We start from the raw sequence: 15937 nt of genomic DNA, 5'->3' as shown, positions 1-15937 counted from the left end.
AAACCTCCGGAACCTGTCTTCAATTATCGGGCAATGGTGCTGGGAACGGCGACGGCGTCGACCTTGTCGCCTTCGCCGGTCACGACGATGGTCACGCCGGCGAGGCGCTTGAATTCGACCTTGTCGAGCTTGGCGAGATCCTTGTCGCCGTCACGGACGACGAGGTCGACGGCGAGCGGCGCGCGCAGCGCCACAGACTTGGAGCCTCCGCTGTCGACGTCCGACACGGCTTCGGCGCCGGCCTGGGGCACGAAGAGGTCGATCGCGGCTTTTTCCGTCAGGTTGTAGAGCGAAAGCGTGGCCTTGGACGGGTTCTTCGTCATGTCGTCGACCATTGTCGTTGCACCAACCTTGGTGACGATCACGGAGTAGAACTTGCCTGCGGTCGCTTCAACGCTGCCTTCGCCGAGGCTGGACGAGACCGGGATCTGACCCGGCGCAACCGCGACATAGGGTGAAACGCCATCATCGAGCTGGTTGAAGGAACTGTTCTGGACCGATGCCGTCGTCGCGCCCGGGGCAATGACGCGCACGAAGGCAGAGTTCGGATCGAGCGGCTTTTCGTAGAGCCCGCCATCATCGGCAAAGGCCGCCGTCGAAAAGGCGAGGCCGGCTGCAAACGAGACGGCAGCAAAGCGGATCGGGGTCTTGGTCATCATGACTGTTCTCCAGTTTTGGTCTTGCAGATGGAAAGGGTGGTGGTTTCGCTTACCGGTGCGTCGAAGGTCACTTCGACCTTGTCGAAGGATCCGTCCGGGAAGCCGCCGAGCGAGAAGAAATAGCGGCCGGTGGAGCGCAGGCGGTCGCCACGCTCGATGGAGCGCGTGCGTACGGTGCCGTCGGCGCCGGTCAGGGTGAAGGTTGCCTTGCGGCTGACATCGCTGCCGATATCGGCAAGGATGACGTCATCGTGGCTCAGCTTGGTCGTCGAGAAACCGGCTTCGATGGCGTTCTCGCCTTTGCCCTTCGCGGGAACGGGAGCGCTGCATTCACCAAGCGATGCTGCAACAATCTCTGCCCAGGGCGCGCCGCCATACTGGCCGAGATTGTTGTAGATCGGGTTTTCCCAGATCAGGAAGCGGGGGCGGCGCTCCTGAAATTCTCGGGACGTAATGTAGGACAGGATCGAGCCGAACTGGTTGCCACCCGAAATCGAGTAGTTTTCGACCGGGATGCCGGTCCAGTGCTCGAGGTAGCCGGAGAAATTGCTGATCGGCTTGTCCGAGTAACTGGTGCCGATCAGCGCAACCGTTGCCTCGTCGCCGCTGCCGAAGATATCCATGGAGCCGGCTTCGGCCGACGCGTCCTCGGCACGGACGGCCTCGTAAGTGTGTGCGGTCACCGTCGGAACATGCGAAATGCAGTGCTTTTGCAGCAGTTCACGCATACTGGAGAATTCCTCCGGCGGCGGCACTTCCTTCATGTCGAAACGAACCGGGCTGACATCACCATAGGCCGGCAGGTTCTTGATCCTGTCGCCAATGGCGCGTGCGGCGATGTCTGCCCCGTGAGCCGTCCAGTGGAAGTCTGCCTGGAAGAACGAATACTCGCCGAAACCGTTGCGGTTGTTTTCGCGCATCGGGGTCGCGATATCGACGGCAGCCACACCCTTCTCGTTCAAGCGGCGAACGACGTCGTCATAGATCTCCGTCGCGATACCGGCTTCGAAACCGTAAAGAGATGCGCGGGCCGGAACGAGCTCCGGAAGTACCTGGGACTTAGTCGGGAGCGGCACGTAGATCAGGGTGGTGCCATTCTTCTCCAGCGCCTTGGCCATGGCCGCGAGATGATCGACGGTTTGATCGGTGAAGGCGTGCTGCAGGCGCAGATCCGCCAGAATGCGGAAGAACATGCCATCCTTGCCCTCGATCATCTGCAGTTCGGCGATCTCTTCGAGGCTCTTGCAGCCATAAGCGGAGGAGGGGGCCGCATCGCTACCGCCTGTCGTTTCGGCAGATGCCGGATTGCCGACGGCCAGCATGATGATCGTGGCAAGGGCTGAGCTTGCCAGAATATGTGTCTTGCGAACTGGGGTCATTGCTGAACCTCCGCGGTTGTTTCTGTGGGCTTGGTCTGAAGCTGGGCGAGAAGGTTGCCGGCCGCGGCCTTCATGCCGATGCTGCCGTTTTCTTCTGCGATTGCGAGAAAGCGCGTCGCTCGTTCGGTTTCTTCCGGCGTCCGGTCTCGATCCGACAATAGCAGGACGGCGAGCTTGAAGGCGGTGTCACCGTTCTTCTTGCCAGCACCCGAGGCAAGCAGCGCCTCCAGCTCGTCGCGCTTGTCGCCGAACAGTCGGCCTTCGCTGTAGAGGCGGATGAGACCCTCAACGGCCTGCTCGTTTCCCTTGCGTGCCTGGCGCCGGAGGGCGGCTTCCGCACTTTCAAGATGCGAGGGTCTGAGCTCGAGGCTGCCGTCATTGAGGATCGCCATCATGTGACGCACGGCGTAGCCGCGATCCTCATAGGCAGCGATTGCGAAGTAATGCAGCGCATCGGTTGCCAGCTTCGGATCGCCTTGTGTCTGGATGCGTTCGGCCAGCTTGAAGGCGCCGATCCCGTCCTTAGCATCGGCAAGCGCCTGAAGCTCGCCGTAGGAGACCCGCTTTCCGGCCAGCAATCGCTTGCGCGCCTCCTGCAGGGCGATCGGCAGATGCGAGGCCGGCCCCATGGTCTTGCGCTTCACCGGCTTGGCGGGCTCCACGGTTTCCGGCGGGTTGCGCGGGAAGAAGGGTTTGACCGCATGAGCGGGCGACAAGCCCATCAGAGGCACGGCAAGGGCTGTTGCGCAGAGGAGATTGATGAGGCGATCAGACATTGCCGCCCTCCGCCTTCGCATCGCCTTCGCGCTGCCAGAGGGTCTTCGTGCCGAGATAACGCACCGGAAACTCCCAGACGACAACCGTTGGAGCGGTTTCGTCGAGCGCCGATCCTGCCAGAAGATCCATCATCGGTACGCCGGGACCGAGGCCCTCCTTGGCGACATTGACGACATCGGCGCGCAGCGACTGGCGCAGGAAATCGGCGAAGGACCAGTTCTCGTTGGCGCTGTAGCTTGTGCCGACCAGCATGACCGGCACCGAAGCGTCGTCACCGAAGATGTCACCGCCACTGGCGTCTGCATTGACCGCCGTGCGGTAAATCGGGACGCTTTCTTCGGATAGTCCGACGGTCGGGGCGTAATCCGGCGAGGTCACGAACTTGGTGAGGTCTCCCCAGAGCGAAACCGGGGTCTGCCACTGGGCCGTCAGCTCCTGCGAGGGCAAGGTTACACCGTTCTTCTGGAGGCTCGACTGGATGGCTTCGGCTGCGGCTTTGGCACCGGCCGGCGACCAGTGAGTGTCGGACTTCAGGAACACTTCGCCGAAGGGTTTTGCCGTCAACATGGCGGCGCGCGTGTCGGCGACGGCGATCCCGCGTTGTTCAAGGGCGGCAGAGAAGCTGCTGTAGGCATCGGCCATGGCCGAGCTTCTCACGAATGACGGAACTTCTTCGGCATAAAGGTCCGACTTTGCCGGCAAGGGTGCTAGCACCAGACGGATGCCCCGGGTCTCGAGGTCACGCTTTATGGACGCGACGCGATCGGCGGCGTCATCGATATCCTTCGTCGACACGGTCTTGAATTCTTCGGCGGTGAAGAACCATCCATCCTGGCCGACGATCACGCCCTTGCGGCCGGCGCCGAGCAGCGCGTAGCGCGCGTTGCCGAAGAGGCCAACGGAGGCTGCCCGGTGCGGCAGTTCGTTCTTGTAAAGGCTATCGAGATCGCGTGTCGCCTCACCGTCGATGACGTAGGAGAGGGAGAGATCCTTTCGCTCCGAGGCCTGGGCGGCCGGCGATGCCGCATTCAACAGAAGGGTCGAGTTTGCGTAGAGCGCATAGCCGAAGAAGGCGCTCGGGAGGAGGAAGAGAGCTGTGTACTGGCGCAGACTGGGCATTGTCTTGCTCCTGTCAGAACTGGAAGTAGAGGAAAGGGGAGGCGGACTGTTCGGCGAGACGTGCGATGGTCACGGCCAGCAGCGCGGTCATGGCTAGCGGGTAGGCGATGGACGGGGCAGCGACGATGGCCCCATCCGGTCCGACCTGCGGCTGACCGGCGAGCGGCACGCGGTCCGGATCGGTCAGATGCTTGAAGCGCGGCTCCATCACGACGGCGACGATGGCGAGCAGGATGAAGACGAGATGCTCCTGGTTCACGCTTGCCAGGAATTCCAGGCTCGGCGCCGTTCCGTTCAGTCCGAGCATACCGGCATAGACGGAGAAGGCCTCGGCGACGCTTGTGGCGCGGAACATGACCCAGCCAATGACGACGAGAAGCAGGGTGGCGGGGACGGTCAGGGCCTTGTTGAAGCCAGCGCGGGCATAACCCGTGTAGCGCTCGATCGCCAGCCAGCTTCCGTGCCAGGCGCCCCAGAGCACGAATGTCCAGGCGGCACCGTGCCAGAGACCGCCGAGCAACATGACCAGAAAGAGGTTGAGGTAGGTGCGCAGCGGGCCTTTCCGGTTGCCGCCGAGCGGTATGTAGAGATAGTCGCGCAGCCAGGTCGACAGGCTGATGTGCCAACGCTGCCAGAATTCGGTGATCGAGGCGCTGACATAGGGCGTGTCGAAGTTGCGGATGAACTTGAAGCCCATCATCAGGCCAAGGCCGATGGCCATGTCGGAATAGCCGGAGAAGTCGAAATAGAGCTGCAGCGTGTATGCAGCAGCACCCAGCCAGCCCTCGACGAAGGTGACGTGACCGGAGGCGAAGGCGGCATCGGCGACCGGGGCGATCGAGTCCGCGAGGAGCACCTTCTTGGCAAGGCCAATGGTGAAGATGCCAAGGCCGGTCGAGAAGAGTGCCAGACTGTGGGTGCGCTCGTGGAACTGGTCGGCCAGATCCTTGAAGCGGAGGATTGGGCCTGCGATCAACTGCGGGAAGAGCGCGATGAAGGCGGCGAAGTCGACGAAGTTGCGGGTCGCCGGCGTGTCTTTGCGGTAGACGTCGATGACGTAACCGACAGCCTGGAAGATGTAGAAGGAAATGCCGATCGGCAGGATCAGGCGCCAGTGAACGCCGAGTTCATCCGGTGTCGTGCCGAGCAGGGCGGCAAAGCTGTCGATGAAGAAATTGAGGTACTTGAACACGCCGAGCACGGACAGGCAGCCGACGACACCCAGGATGAGCGGGATCTTCGCCCGCGCCTGACCTTCCCAGCGCTCGATCAGAAGTCCGCATCCATAGGCCCAGGCTGTGACGCCGACGAAGAGGATGAGGAAGTCCGGGCGCCACCAGCAATAGAAGATGTAGGATCCGATCAGGATCGTCCATGACTTCAGCCGGTCCGGCGTGAGGTAATAGGCGGCCAGGAAGAGTGGCAGGAAGAGAAACAGGAACGTCTCGGAGGAAAAAACCATGGTCAGCTCCCGGTCTTGCAATCCACCGGCGCGGCAGATTGCGTGTTGGCGTGGATGGTGAGTGCCTCGGCCTGCGGACCGGCGGAGGCTGCCGTCTTCAGCAGTTGGGGCACGTAAGGGGCGAATTCGCCGTCCAGGAGAATGGGCGACTGGCCGGCAAAGTCGTTCGCCTTGAGCGCAACTTCGCTGGCGGATCCGCCATGAATCCCTGATTTATTGGCGGAGAAGGCATTGCCGTCGATCGCGACGCGGGCATGGGCGTCCTGATCGATGATCGAGATGCCGGCGCCGGCATTGGCGATGAGATCGTTGTGCGACAGTGTGAGCGCATCACTCGCTCGGACCTTGATGCCGACCTGGCCATTCGAGAGGATGATGTTGTCGGCAATCGTCATGCAGGCGCTGCGCACGACGGAGACGCCGCCGCGACCATTGCCGGAGAGCAAATTGCCCGTGATGGTGACGTCGCGGGCGTCGTTTGCGACGAAGATCCCGCTGCCGCGATTGCCGAGCAGGATGTTACCGGTCACTGCAACCGAAGTGCTCGTGTTCTGGACGTCAATCGCCTGAGCATCCGTCGTGCCGGTAATGACATTGTCCATGATATCAGCACCGGTGACACCCTTCAGCGCAATCGCTGGACCCGCCCCGCCGGAGATGCGGTTGCCGGAAAGCCGGATGCGATGCGTGTTCTGGAGGCTGATGCCCCCGACATTGTCGAAGGTGCTGTCGACGATGAATGAGCTGATCTTGGCTGGGAAAAGGGCGGCTCCGAGAACGGAAACTCCGCTCGTCGAGCCTGTTCCGCCGTAACCCAGACGATCAAAACGGGCCTCGTTCGCCTGCATTGCGCCGGTCATCGCGGTGGCGACGAAGGGGCGGAAGTTCTTGATGCCTGGATTGGTGTCCTGCGAGGCAGAAAGTGTGCCCCGGTCCAGGGTCAGCAGACCGGAGTTCAAGAGGAATGCTCCGTCTGTGGTCGAGAGCTCCAGCTTTTGCCCTGATCCAATCACGAGCGCCGCATCAGACCAGATGACGATCGGCCAGCGGGCAAGCAGAGTTTCGCCGTCGCGTTCCAGAGCGTCCGGATAGGACTTGGCGGCTTCCGCCGCCAGTTGATCCAGCGTCAAGGTGCCGCCGCGAATGAAGAGTGCCGGGGCTGCGCCATCGGCCAGAGCCTGCTCGACATCCGTGTTGAACTGCTGTGCCGTCTGAAGACGCAACTGTGCCAGCATGAAGTCGACCGGTACGGTGCCGAGTTGCCCTTGTGTTTCGAGACGGTCGAGAACAACGGGCGCCTGATCCGTTTGACGAACGACTGCCGCGAAACGACCCGTCAGCAGGGGCCGGGCATCGTCTTTGCGGGCCTCGGGCGAGCGCAGACGTTCCCCGATCTTAGAGACGGTTCGGGTCAATCTGGCCATGTCTTCACGGCCTAGGCTCTCGGCATGAACGCCGGGAGCCGTCGACGTCAGAAAGACGGCCAGGAGGAATGAGAGGCCCTTGCGCATCGCCATCCCTCAGCTGTGCACGAGCTGGAGGCTGGCCACGGCTTCGGCCGCCGTGACGGTGACGTCGCAGACCACTTCGACCAGTTGCATCTCGGTCTCCGGGCCGCAATAGATGGCGGCTGCTTCCCCGGCCTGGACTTCAAAATTGTCGCCGATGCGCAGCGGTCGCGTCACCGCACCGGTCTTCAGCAGGCCGGAACCTGACGTCACCGTCACCATGCGGTGAGATGCGGCGTCTTCGATCATGGGCAGCATGGTACCGGGCCTGAGGGTCATCATGCGGAGTTCGTAGCCGGGGCCGGACTGAACGCGGCGCACTTCGCCCCAGGCCATCTGGTTGCGCATGTGCTGGGCGAGTTCGCGGCGCTTGATGCTTTCGAGCTTCTTGACGATCTGCTTGACCTGCTGGGCCTGATCTCGGGTCGTAATCAGCAGTGCGTCGTCGGTATCCACGACCACGACGTCATCCATGCCAACGACGGCGACCAGCTTGCTCGATGCGCGGACATAGGAATTGCGGGTGTCGATGCTGATGACGTCGCCGCTCAGAACATTGCCGTCGTCATCCTTCTCGGCGATGTGATGCAAGGCGTTCCAGGCGCCGACATCGCTCCAGGCAACGAGAAGCGGGGCAATGACCGTGCGCGGGGAATGTTCGAAAACGATGGATTCCGTCGGCAGATTGGCCGCCGGCTGCAGGGCTTCGGCATTGAGATAAAAGGCATGCTCGGTCTCGAAGCCGTGGTCGAGCGCATTTTTCACCGCATCGAAGGTCTTCGGATCGAGACGCTTGAACTCTTCGATCAGGACGTCGGCGCGGAAGAGGCTGAGACCCGATGCCCAATAGGCGCCGCCGGCGTCGATGAGGGCCGTCGCGACCTCGACAGGCGGCTTTTCGATGAAGCTCGACACCTTGCGGGCGCAGGTGAGATCTTCAAGTGCGCCGCCATCGACGATGTAGCCGTAACCCGTCTCCGGATATTCCGGGGGGACGCCGAAGAGCACGATGTGGCCCTGCTCGGCGGCCTTGCGAGCGGCGAGTACATTGGCCGGTAGGTCACCCTTGACGATGTGATCCGAGGGGATCACGCAGATCAGGGACGCCGGGTCCGTCTTTGCCAGGGTGAGTGCCGTGGCCAGGACGGCAGGGCCCGTGTTGCGGGAGATCGGCTCGGCCAGAACGCGGGCCGGGCATTTGATGTCGTTCAGCTGCTGCAGAACGGTCGCGACATGGGCGCTGCTGACGGCCACGATCGGGTTCGCAAAGCCCGGCGCGCGGTGGCGCTCGACGGTCGCGTGGAAGAAGGTCGTTTCCGAGTTGCCGTCGATGCGCTGGAACTGCTTGGGGTGTTCGGTGCGCGAGAGAGGCCAAAGTCGGGTGCCGATGCCTCCGCAGAGGATGAGGGGGTGAACGTCTTGCATGGCTGTTCCTGTGAATCCGTTGGAGTGATTACGCGGGATAGTCTGCCGGGACGGGCTCTTCAGGTGGCGGCGCCCTCCTTGAACCACTCGCCAAGCTTCTGACGCAGGGCGAAGATGCGCTGGCTGATGATGCGAACGGAGACGGGAGAACCAGCGGCTTCACTACCGAGCTCGGTGTTCGGCTCGATCAGGGCGCGCATCTCGCCCTCGTTGCCCACGGCGGTCAGGGCTTCCGCGTTCTGAGCGAGGCTGCCGAAGATGACCTTGCCGTCGGAGAAGCGGAGCTCGGCGATGTCGCCGGAAACCAGCTGCTTGGCCTGCTCGGCCGAGACGACGGCCTGAACAACCGGGGTTGCGGTCTCGTCGACCACTTCGACAATCGGGTCGCCCGCCATGACGGTCGAGCCTTCGCCGGCACGTGTCGGCAGGATCTTGCAGTCGCAAGGCATGTTGACGCTGAGCGTCGTGCCGGAGACCGACTGCAGGGTGTAGAGCACTTCGCCGCGGGTGGCGCCGAGATCGAGATAGGAGATCTGGCCGCTGGCAATCGCGCGCAGCGGCTGCCCGCCGGCGGAGAGCACGGCGAGCTGCTTCACTTCCTTGGAGAAAACGCGCTCGTAGATGAGGTTCGCCGCAATACCGGCCAGCGCGAGGCTGACGGCGACCGTCGCCACCGTCTTCAGGCCGCGGCCGACCAGTCCGCCGATGCTTGCCTGACCGGCCTGCTTCTTGCCGCCTGACACGGCTGCCCGTTCACGCAGGCTGATGATGCCGTCGACGGAGGTGATGTCGCCTGCGATGTAGCTGTTCAGCAGATAGCGCAGGGTCGGCAGGTGTTCGCCCGTCGGCTCCAGGAAGTCGAGGCGCACTTCACCGGTTTCCGCATGGGTTCGGCTGACACGTACGTCGACCTGCAGGGAGATCGTGTAGCCGTCGAAGTCGAAGCGCAGGACGGCGATGCGTTCCTTGCCTTCGAGTTCCGGCCCGGCCAGGCCCGAGACATTGGCGGAGACCAGCGACAGGCTGCGTCCGGTGAACTGGCGACCGTCGATGACCGCGATGAAGGGGATGTTCGTCTTGGGATGCTCGGTGCCGGTGTCCAGCAGGATCGGAAAGGTCTCGGCCTGTCCGGTGTAGCCCTGGGAAGCGGTGTCGCGTGCGGCCTTCGTTTCGATGTCCATGGTTACGTCCTTCAGGGGTTAGATGATGTTGCCGACATAGGCCACGCCGAGGATGAGCCATCCGAGCGCGAGGCAGTGCATGTAGGTGGAGCTCATGGCGCGCCAGCGCTGGCCGAGGGGAATGGCTCGGGCGGATCCGGAACCCGACTGACGGGTCCATCTCTGGCGGTCGAGGCGAAAGAGGATGAAGCTTTTGACGATCGCGCCGCCGACCTGGCTGAAGTAGAGAAGGAAGGGATAGGTGATCGGGAAGCTCTTGCCGCGGAAGGTCATGATGACCGTGCAGAAGAGGTAGCGGGTGAACATGACCCAGGCGAGATAGATCGGCAGGATCCAAGGGCTGACGAAGAAGGCTGCGAGCAGGATGCTCGCGGGGCCGGCCAGCGTCGTCCAGATGGAGAGTGCCTGATCGAGGATCGACCACCAGGTGAAATAGCCGATGCGGGAGGCGGGAAGGGCCAGTGCACGGGCATTGGTGCGCAGCATGTTGCCGAACCAGCGGGTCATCAGCGTGGTGGCGGATTCGAAGAAGCCGTCCTTGGGCTGCGTCTCGATGGAAAGTGTGCAGAGGTCCGGCAGGTAGAGCATCTTGTAGCCGCGCTGCAGGAGCCAGTACCAAGTGGACTTGTCGTCGCCGGTCAGGAAGTGGACCCGGCCGAGGCGCCAGTGATCGATGAAATCGTTGCGGACGAGGTCGACGAAGCCGGGATCGGTGGCGAGGCTGGCGCGGAAGATCGACATGCGGCCTGTCAGCGTCAGCACACGTCCGCCCAAAGACATCGAAGACATCATCACATGGCGCTGCGAGAAGCGCAGGTCGAACCAGTCGCGGAAAAGCTTGCCACCCTGGGTGTCGCTGAGTTCGTCGGTGGTCACGGCGCCGACGGATGGATCGGTGAAGAAGGAAATGCTGCGGTCGACAACGTCATGGGGCACGCAGCTGTCGCCGTCGACGAAGACCACGATGTCATTGCGGCCGGGGTTCAGTCTCGCGATCGAGCGCAGCGAGGTGGCGAGCGCATCGCGTTTTCCGGTTCCGGCGATCTTGTCGATCTTCAGGCCGATCATGGCTTCACGGCCGGGATGATGCAGGGCAACGGATGCCATAACGCGGCGGATCAGGCGGGCATCGGCCTCGTCGACGATCGAAGCGACGATGGTGGCACCACCAGTTGCTCTGAAAGCGGCCTCGAAGATCGAGCGATAGACGCGGGTCGAGATTTCAGGGGCGATCTTGTAGGTCGTGACCAGAAAGTAAGCGTGGTCCTTGAGGCCGCGGGCCGTGTAGGCCTCGGCGGCAAGACGGCGCCGCCGAGGATAGGCAAAGTTGAGGAAATAGGCGGCCCGCGCCAGGTTGATCCCGGCCCAGGCATAACGCCAGGCGCCAATCAGACCGACGGTGATCAGGGTGCCGGAAACCGCCGAAACGGTCGGGTGTGGCACGCTGAGCGCCAGGATCGTCATGGAAAGGATGTAGATGACGTGGGCCAGCATCTTTTCGCTCCTTACCAGCAAATGCCCTGGTAGGTGCCGGACGAGCGGATGTCCGGCCGGATGCGCAGGAGGTCGACCATCGGGATCTTGTCGCTCGACTGGTCGAGGACCGACATGGCTTCGGCATAGTGGTTGCCGACCAGGATGACATCTGAGGTGTCGATCAGGTCACCGAGCTCGCCGACGAGGCGGTTCTTCAGGTCGATCGCCGTGTCATTGCCGCGACCGGCGCCGCTCATGCCTTCCGCATAGGCCTGCTGCACGAAGGGGTCGTAGATCTTCAGATCATAGCCCTTGGCGATCAGACGCGAGGCAAGGCTTGCGAGCGGGCTTTCGCGCAGATCGTCGGTGCCGGTCTTGAAGCTGATGCCGACCATGCCGACGGTCTGGCCACCCATCTGCGAGACCATGGTCTCGGCGCGGTCGATCTGGGCTTCGTTCGCCTCGAGGACAGCATCCAGGAGAGCGCTCTCGACATGGGCTTCCTTGGCGAGGTGACGGAGAGCCCGCACATCTTTCGGCAGGCAGGAGCCTCCAAAGGCAAAACCGGGACGCATGAAGTAGGGGGAGATGTTGACCTTCAGATCCGAGCACAGGATCTTCATCACCTGCTGACCGTCGACGCCGCAGGCCTTGGCAATGTTGCCCATCTCATTGGCAAATGTGACCTTGACCGCGCGCCAGGAGTTGCTGGTGTATTTGATCATTTCGGCCGTCGCGAGCGGCACCGAATGGCAGATGCAGGGGAGGCCGGCATTGATCTCGTGCAGGATCTTGTCGGTTGTCTCGTCGATCGCACCGAAGACGATCAGACCCGGATCGTAGTAGTCTTCGATCGCGGTGCTCTCGCGCAGGAATTCTGGATAGTAGCCGACGCCGAAGTCCTTGCCGGCGATGAGGCCGGTCGCTGCTTCAAGCGCCGGGATGCAGACCTTGTCCATGGTGCCCGGCACAATGGTCGAGCGTACGACCACCGAGTGGAAGGCCTTCTTGCGGGCGATTGCCTCACCGATCGCCTCGCAGGCTTTGACGACATAGGTTAGACCGACCGAACCGTCGGGTGCGCTGGGGGTGCCGACGCAGACGAAAGAGAGGTCGGTGGCGGCGATGGCTTCATCGATGTCGAGCGTGGCGCGCAGGCTGCCATTCGCCACGGTCATCTCGATCAGAGGCTCCAGGCCCTTTTCGACGATGGGTGTCTTGCCGCGGTTGATCGTGTCGACCTTCGCGGGATCGATGTCGACGGCCACCACTTCATGTCCGTCTTTTGCAAGGCATGCCGCGGCGACTACGCCGACATAACCAATCCCGAATACACTGATCCTAGCCATATGCTGCCCTCTACCTGGCGGCGCGACCCGCTCAGGGCCAGCCGTTCGTTAACATCTGTTAATCTCGGCTGTAGAATTGGCAGTATTGCACCTGCGAACAAAGTCAGGAAAATCGGACGCTTGTCAGGAATATCCTTACCTATTTGGGAGAGTTTGTTCAGAATATGTCAGTAATCATAAAGCTGCAACGCAAAAATGCCGCAATCAAGAAGATGCGGCATTCCAGTTTTGACTTGTTGTATTCTTAGTGCTGCAGCCAGCCTACACTGATTGCGTAATTCACGATATCGGATCTTGTTCTCAGATCCAGTTTTTTTATGGCTCTGTACTTGTAGGTTTCCACAGTTTTGGCGCTGAGTTGAATATCGGCGGCGATCTCTTTCATCGCCTTGCCGAGAGCCACGTGTCGCAGCACGAATTCTTCCTTTGTGGACAGCTTTCGCTGATCGACTTCGCAGGGCTGAAGCGACCGTTCAGACAGCGCAAGCACGGTTTCGTCAATCACGACATCCCCGGCATGGACACTCTTGATCGCCCGCAAAAGGCGTGGGCTCGCCACCGTTTTGGTCACCACGCCACTATAGCCGCGGTTGATATACGTCTCGCCCGACCGGGTTTCACGCGCATCGCAGTAAGCGATCAGCTTTGCGCCGGCGCGCAGCTCATGCAGTTCAAGTCCACACTCAGCCAGCGTGCGATCCAGAAAATTGGGATCCGCGACGATCACATCCGGCTCCAGGCGCTTGATCGCCTCGCACAACTCCTGGTCGCGTTGAGCAAGCAGGATCGCATGCAGTTGCCGGGTCGAGTTGATCAGGAAGTTCAACCCGTCCACCAGGACGGGATTGTCGTCGAGAACAAGCACCCTGATCTTGCTAGTGTAATCCATTGCAGCTCCAATCTTTCGACAACGCCACAAAACCCCTCTCCGGTCACGACCGGTTGAACAAGTCTCACTTTCCTAGCCAGTGCCTCGAATGGTCCGGGAGAACGTCTGAGGTGTCAAGATGTTGCAGTGCCGCGAAAATCTTAGACAAATTGTTGGCCTGCAAAATCGTGGTCAGTCGGCGGTTGTCACTTGGTCAAAAATATCTCGTTGATTATCAGTTATTTGATGGGCTGATACACGTGTTATCAAGTGGTTGCGGACGAGACCATTTCAATTTTGCGCTGCAGAAAACTGTCGATTTTTGGGGCACTCGGCGTCCTTTCAATAGGCTCTTTATAAGGAATGACAGATGAGAAATTTACTCTTTTGGGCTGCTGGGCGACGTTCAATTCGGGCGAGAATGTGGCGGTTTCGGCCGTGGTGCCGCGTTGTTTGGTCATCCCCGAAATCACAGATCATTGTTCCTCATCACCGCTTCTGACGGAATCGTGATTTGATGAAGGCTAAAGAGGCTATCGGGCAAAATTGCAGCAGCGACATGAATGTCGCAAAAAGGCGAGCACGCAAAAGGAGGCGGAGCGCCGAATTGCGCCTCGCCTCCTCGTGGATTTGTTCATGCAAAAGTTGTGTCTGGGCGCTCAGGCCGCCGTCTCAAGCACCGGTGCTCCGCGCGTCGCGGAATAGGCCGGAGGTTGTGCTGCTCCGGGCGTCACGACCGACATCACGTCGTTCACGAAGGCCTGAGCATTCGCAATGGCCTTCTCTCCGCTTCCGGTCTGTGCGCTTTCAAGCTTTCGAAGCGGTCTGTTCAGATCGAACATTTCACGGAAAGCAGCCCGCTCTGCGATCGGTGTGTCGAGCACGCTGATCTGCTGTTCGTGCAACAGGCGCTGGACGGCCTGCATCGAGCGGGTCGTGATTGCTGGATTGACGCGGGACAGGACGACGGAGTGGGGTATGCGGATCCCGGCCTTGCGGTCGAGATAGCGCAGCAGGTCGAGCACCTGGGCTCCGCCCTGGGCATCCATGCTCGAGCCCTGGATCGGGATCAGGACATGGTCGGACAGGCCGACGGCTGATGCCAGAAGGGGAGACTGAATGCCCGGAAGGTCGACAATAACGAAATCCCACTGGCTCCGCCGTTCATGCACGATCTTCTGCAGGGTCGGAGCGGAGACATAGGTCTCAACGGAGAGCCTCGGCATCAATGCAGCGCCTTCGTACCACTTCGAGAACCACCGCTGAGGATCGGCGTCAATGACACAGACTCGGTAGTTGCGGTGCAGGAGTTCGGTGGTCAGAAGAAGGGCCGCAGTCGTCTTTCCTGCGCCGCCCTTCGTATTCGCGAAGGTGATCACTGCCATTGGGTATTCCTGTCTCGAATAGCGGGAGCCGGAATCGCTCATGCGGAGGCACAGCCATCGTGCATCGCGAAATATAAAGAAAACTGGTTAACAGAAAATTACGAGATTTAGGGAGGCAATGCTGCAACCCCTGATTTTCAGGGCTTTCTCCCTATTCACCTTCGCCTATACTCGGCTTGTTGCGCCTGTCCATGTTAACCTTTGGCCAGCAGGCTGCACGTGCAAGTCCGTTCAAGTTGATCTGCGCTCTATGCTGCAGTGCACAACATATAATAGTACTTTTGGACTTTACAGGTTTCCAACCTTTGCCTATGCATAATGCCAGACACCGTGGAGGCGGTGTCTTTTCAAGGGAGGACATCATGACATTTCTTCGCAAGCTTGCGCTAAGCGCAAGCGTGATCGCACTCGGCTGCTCGTCTGCTCTCGCTGCGGACCTGACTGTCGGCTTCTCGCAGATCGGTTCCGAATCGGGCTGGCGCGCTGCAGAAACATCCGTCACCAAGCTCGAAGCCGAAAAGCGCGGCATCGATCTGAAGTTCGCCGACGCACAGCAGAAGCAGGAAAACCAGATCAAGGCCATCCGCGGCTTCATCGCTCAGGGCGTTGACGCTATTCTCGTTGCTCCCGTCGTCGCAACCGGCTGGGAAGACGTTCTGACGGAAGCCAAGGAAGCCGAAATTCCGGTCATCCTGCTCGACCGCGGCGTTGACGCTCCGCAGGATCTCTACCTGACCTCGGTCGCGTCCGACCAGGTGAAGGAAGGCCGCGTTGCCGGCGAATGGCTGGTCAATACCGTCGGCGACAAGCCGTGCAAGGTGGTCGAGCTTCAGGGCACCGTCGGTTCGACGCCTGCGATCAACCGCAAGAAGGGCTTCGAAGAAGCCATTGCCGGCAAGTCCAACATCACGATCGCCCGCAGCCAGACCGGTGACTTCACCCGCGCTAAGGGCAAGGAAGTCATGGAAGGCTTCCTGAAGGCCGAAAACGGCGGCAAGGACATCTGCGCGATGTATGCCCACAATGACGACATGGCCGTCGGCGCCATCCAGGCTATCAAGGATGCCGGCCTCAAGCCAGGCACTGACATCCTCGTTGTCTCGATCGATGCCGTTCCGGATATCTTCGCCGCCATGGTTGCCGGCGAAGCCAATGCGACCGTGGAACTGACTCCGAACATGGCAGGCCCGGCCTTCGATGCTCTCGAAGCCTACCTGAAGGACGGCACGCAGCCGGAGAAGTTCATCATCACGGAATCCAAGCTCTACACGCCTGCGGACAACCCGCAGGGCGAGTATGACAACCGCAAGGGCCTCGGTTACTAAGGTAACCCTCCCGGCAGGACCCCG

General features: G+C 61.2%; 14 protein-coding genes. 1 reads left to right on the top strand and 13 read right to left on the bottom strand.

The window, feature by feature from the left end:
- Positions 1-23: 23 nt before the first annotated feature.
- The 13 genes from M1E12_RS14805 to M1E12_RS14745 all read right to left on the bottom strand — a co-directional run bounded on the left by M1E12_RS14805 (position 24) and on the right by M1E12_RS14745 (position 14588).
- The gene (locus M1E12_RS14805) at positions 24-659 is read right to left on the bottom strand and encodes an alginate O-acetyltransferase AlgF (RefSeq protein ID WP_479562331.1); all 636 of its coding nucleotides are present in this window, start codon (positions 657-659) and stop codon (positions 24-26) included.
- Positions 656-2038: an alginate O-acetyltransferase AlgX-related protein gene (locus M1E12_RS14800; RefSeq protein WP_479562330.1), complete on the bottom strand. Its 1383-nt coding sequence runs from the start codon at positions 2036-2038 to the stop codon at positions 656-658. Before M1E12_RS14800 ends, M1E12_RS14805 begins: the two co-directional genes overlap by 4 nt.
- On the bottom strand, positions 2035-2814 hold the full coding sequence (locus M1E12_RS14795) for a hypothetical protein (protein WP_479562329.1): 780 nt from the start codon (positions 2812-2814) through the stop codon (positions 2035-2037). Before M1E12_RS14795 ends, M1E12_RS14800 begins: the two co-directional genes overlap by 4 nt.
- The gene (locus M1E12_RS14790; RefSeq protein ID WP_479562328.1) at positions 2807-3934 is read right to left on the bottom strand and encodes an alginate O-acetyltransferase AlgX-related protein; all 1128 of its coding nucleotides are present in this window, start codon (positions 3932-3934) and stop codon (positions 2807-2809) included. The genes M1E12_RS14795 and M1E12_RS14790 overlap by 8 nt, the downstream gene beginning before the upstream one ends.
- 13 nt (positions 3935-3947) lie before the next feature.
- A complete protein-coding gene (locus tag M1E12_RS14785; RefSeq protein WP_479562327.1) occupies positions 3948-5396 on the bottom strand; it encodes an MBOAT family O-acyltransferase in 1449 nt (482 codons plus the stop codon).
- Positions 5397-5398: 2 nt separating this feature from the next.
- A complete protein-coding gene (locus tag M1E12_RS14780; protein ID WP_479562326.1) occupies positions 5399-6907 on the bottom strand; it encodes a right-handed parallel beta-helix repeat-containing protein in 1509 nt (502 codons plus the stop codon).
- 9 nt (positions 6908-6916) lie between these two features.
- The gene (locus tag M1E12_RS14775) at positions 6917-8329 is read right to left on the bottom strand and encodes a mannose-1-phosphate guanylyltransferase (RefSeq protein WP_113458918.1); all 1413 of its coding nucleotides are present in this window, start codon (positions 8327-8329) and stop codon (positions 6917-6919) included.
- 59 nt (positions 8330-8388) lie between these two features.
- Entirely contained in the window at positions 8389-9510 is a 1122-nt protein-coding gene (locus tag M1E12_RS14770) for a pilus assembly protein PilZ (protein WP_479562325.1), read from the bottom strand.
- An 18-nt stretch (positions 9511-9528) separates the two neighbouring features.
- A complete protein-coding gene (locus M1E12_RS14765) occupies positions 9529-11004 on the bottom strand; it encodes a glycosyltransferase (RefSeq protein WP_479562324.1) in 1476 nt (491 codons plus the stop codon).
- Between the two features lie 11 nt (positions 11005-11015).
- On the bottom strand, positions 11016-12335 hold the full coding sequence (locus tag M1E12_RS14760) for a nucleotide sugar dehydrogenase (protein ID WP_479562323.1): 1320 nt from the start codon (positions 12333-12335) through the stop codon (positions 11016-11018).
- Between the two features lie 244 nt (positions 12336-12579).
- Positions 12580-13224 (bottom strand): LuxR C-terminal-related transcriptional regulator, encoded by a 645-nt coding sequence (locus tag M1E12_RS14755; protein WP_113458922.1) that lies wholly within the window; start codon positions 13222-13224, stop codon positions 12580-12582.
- Between the two features lie 245 nt (positions 13225-13469).
- Positions 13470-13664, bottom strand: coding sequence for a hypothetical protein (locus tag M1E12_RS14750; protein ID WP_310241114.1), 195 nt, complete (start codon positions 13662-13664; stop codon positions 13470-13472).
- Between the two features lie 198 nt (positions 13665-13862).
- Complete coding sequence (locus M1E12_RS14745; RefSeq protein ID WP_113458923.1) at positions 13863-14588, bottom strand: ParA family protein; 726 nt, start codon at positions 14586-14588, stop codon at positions 13863-13865.
- A 362-nt stretch (positions 14589-14950) separates the two neighbouring features.
- Between M1E12_RS14745 and ytfQ the strand changes: the two genes are divergently transcribed.
- Positions 14951-15913, top strand: coding sequence for a galactofuranose ABC transporter, galactofuranose-binding protein YtfQ (gene ytfQ, locus M1E12_RS14740; RefSeq protein ID WP_113458924.1), 963 nt, complete (start codon positions 14951-14953; stop codon positions 15911-15913).
- The last annotated feature ends 24 nt before the right edge of the window (positions 15914-15937 follow it).

It is taken from the genome of Rhizobium sp. K33, assembly GCF_056501445.1.
The sequence above is the reverse complement of the archived record's forward strand: the minus strand, read 5'-3'. Positions and strand labels throughout refer to the sequence as shown.

Bases quoted from the DNA above. Each gene is read 5' to 3' on its own strand.
- M1E12_RS14805 (WP_479562331.1), bottom strand. From the start codon at position 659: ATGATGACCAAGACCCCGATCCGCTTTGCTGCCGTCTCGTTTGCAGCC.
- M1E12_RS14765 (WP_479562324.1), bottom strand. From the start codon at position 11,004: ATGCTGGCCCACGTCATCTACATCCTTTCCATGACGATCCTGGCGCTC.
- M1E12_RS14775 (WP_113458918.1), bottom strand. From the start codon at position 8,329: ATGCAAGACGTTCACCCCCTCATCCTCTGCGGAGGCATCGGCACCCGA.
- M1E12_RS14760 (WP_479562323.1), bottom strand. From the start codon at position 12,335: ATGGCTAGGATCAGTGTATTCGGGATTGGTTATGTCGGCGTAGTCGCC.
- M1E12_RS14770 (WP_479562325.1), bottom strand. From the start codon at position 9,510: ATGGACATCGAAACGAAGGCCGCACGCGACACCGCTTCCCAGGGCTAC.
- M1E12_RS14750 (WP_310241114.1), bottom strand. From the start codon at position 13,664: ATGACCAAACAACGCGGCACCACGGCCGAAACCGCCACATTCTCGCCC.
- ytfQ (WP_113458924.1), top strand. From the start codon at position 14,951: ATGACATTTCTTCGCAAGCTTGCGCTAAGCGCAAGCGTGATCGCACTC.
- M1E12_RS14795 (WP_479562329.1), bottom strand. From the start codon at position 2,814: ATGTCTGATCGCCTCATCAATCTCCTCTGCGCAACAGCCCTTGCCGTG.
- M1E12_RS14790 (WP_479562328.1), bottom strand. From the start codon at position 3,934: ATGCCCAGTCTGCGCCAGTACACAGCTCTCTTCCTCCTCCCGAGCGCC.
- M1E12_RS14780 (WP_479562326.1), bottom strand. From the start codon at position 6,907: ATGCGCAAGGGCCTCTCATTCCTCCTGGCCGTCTTTCTGACGTCGACG.
- M1E12_RS14800 (WP_479562330.1), bottom strand. From the start codon at position 2,038: ATGACCCCAGTTCGCAAGACACATATTCTGGCAAGCTCAGCCCTTGCC.
- M1E12_RS14755 (WP_113458922.1), bottom strand. From the start codon at position 13,224: ATGGATTACACTAGCAAGATCAGGGTGCTTGTTCTCGACGACAATCCC.
- M1E12_RS14745 (WP_113458923.1), bottom strand. From the start codon at position 14,588: ATGGCAGTGATCACCTTCGCGAATACGAAGGGCGGCGCAGGAAAGACG.
- M1E12_RS14785 (WP_479562327.1), bottom strand. From the start codon at position 5,396: ATGGTTTTTTCCTCCGAGACGTTCCTGTTTCTCTTCCTGCCACTCTTC.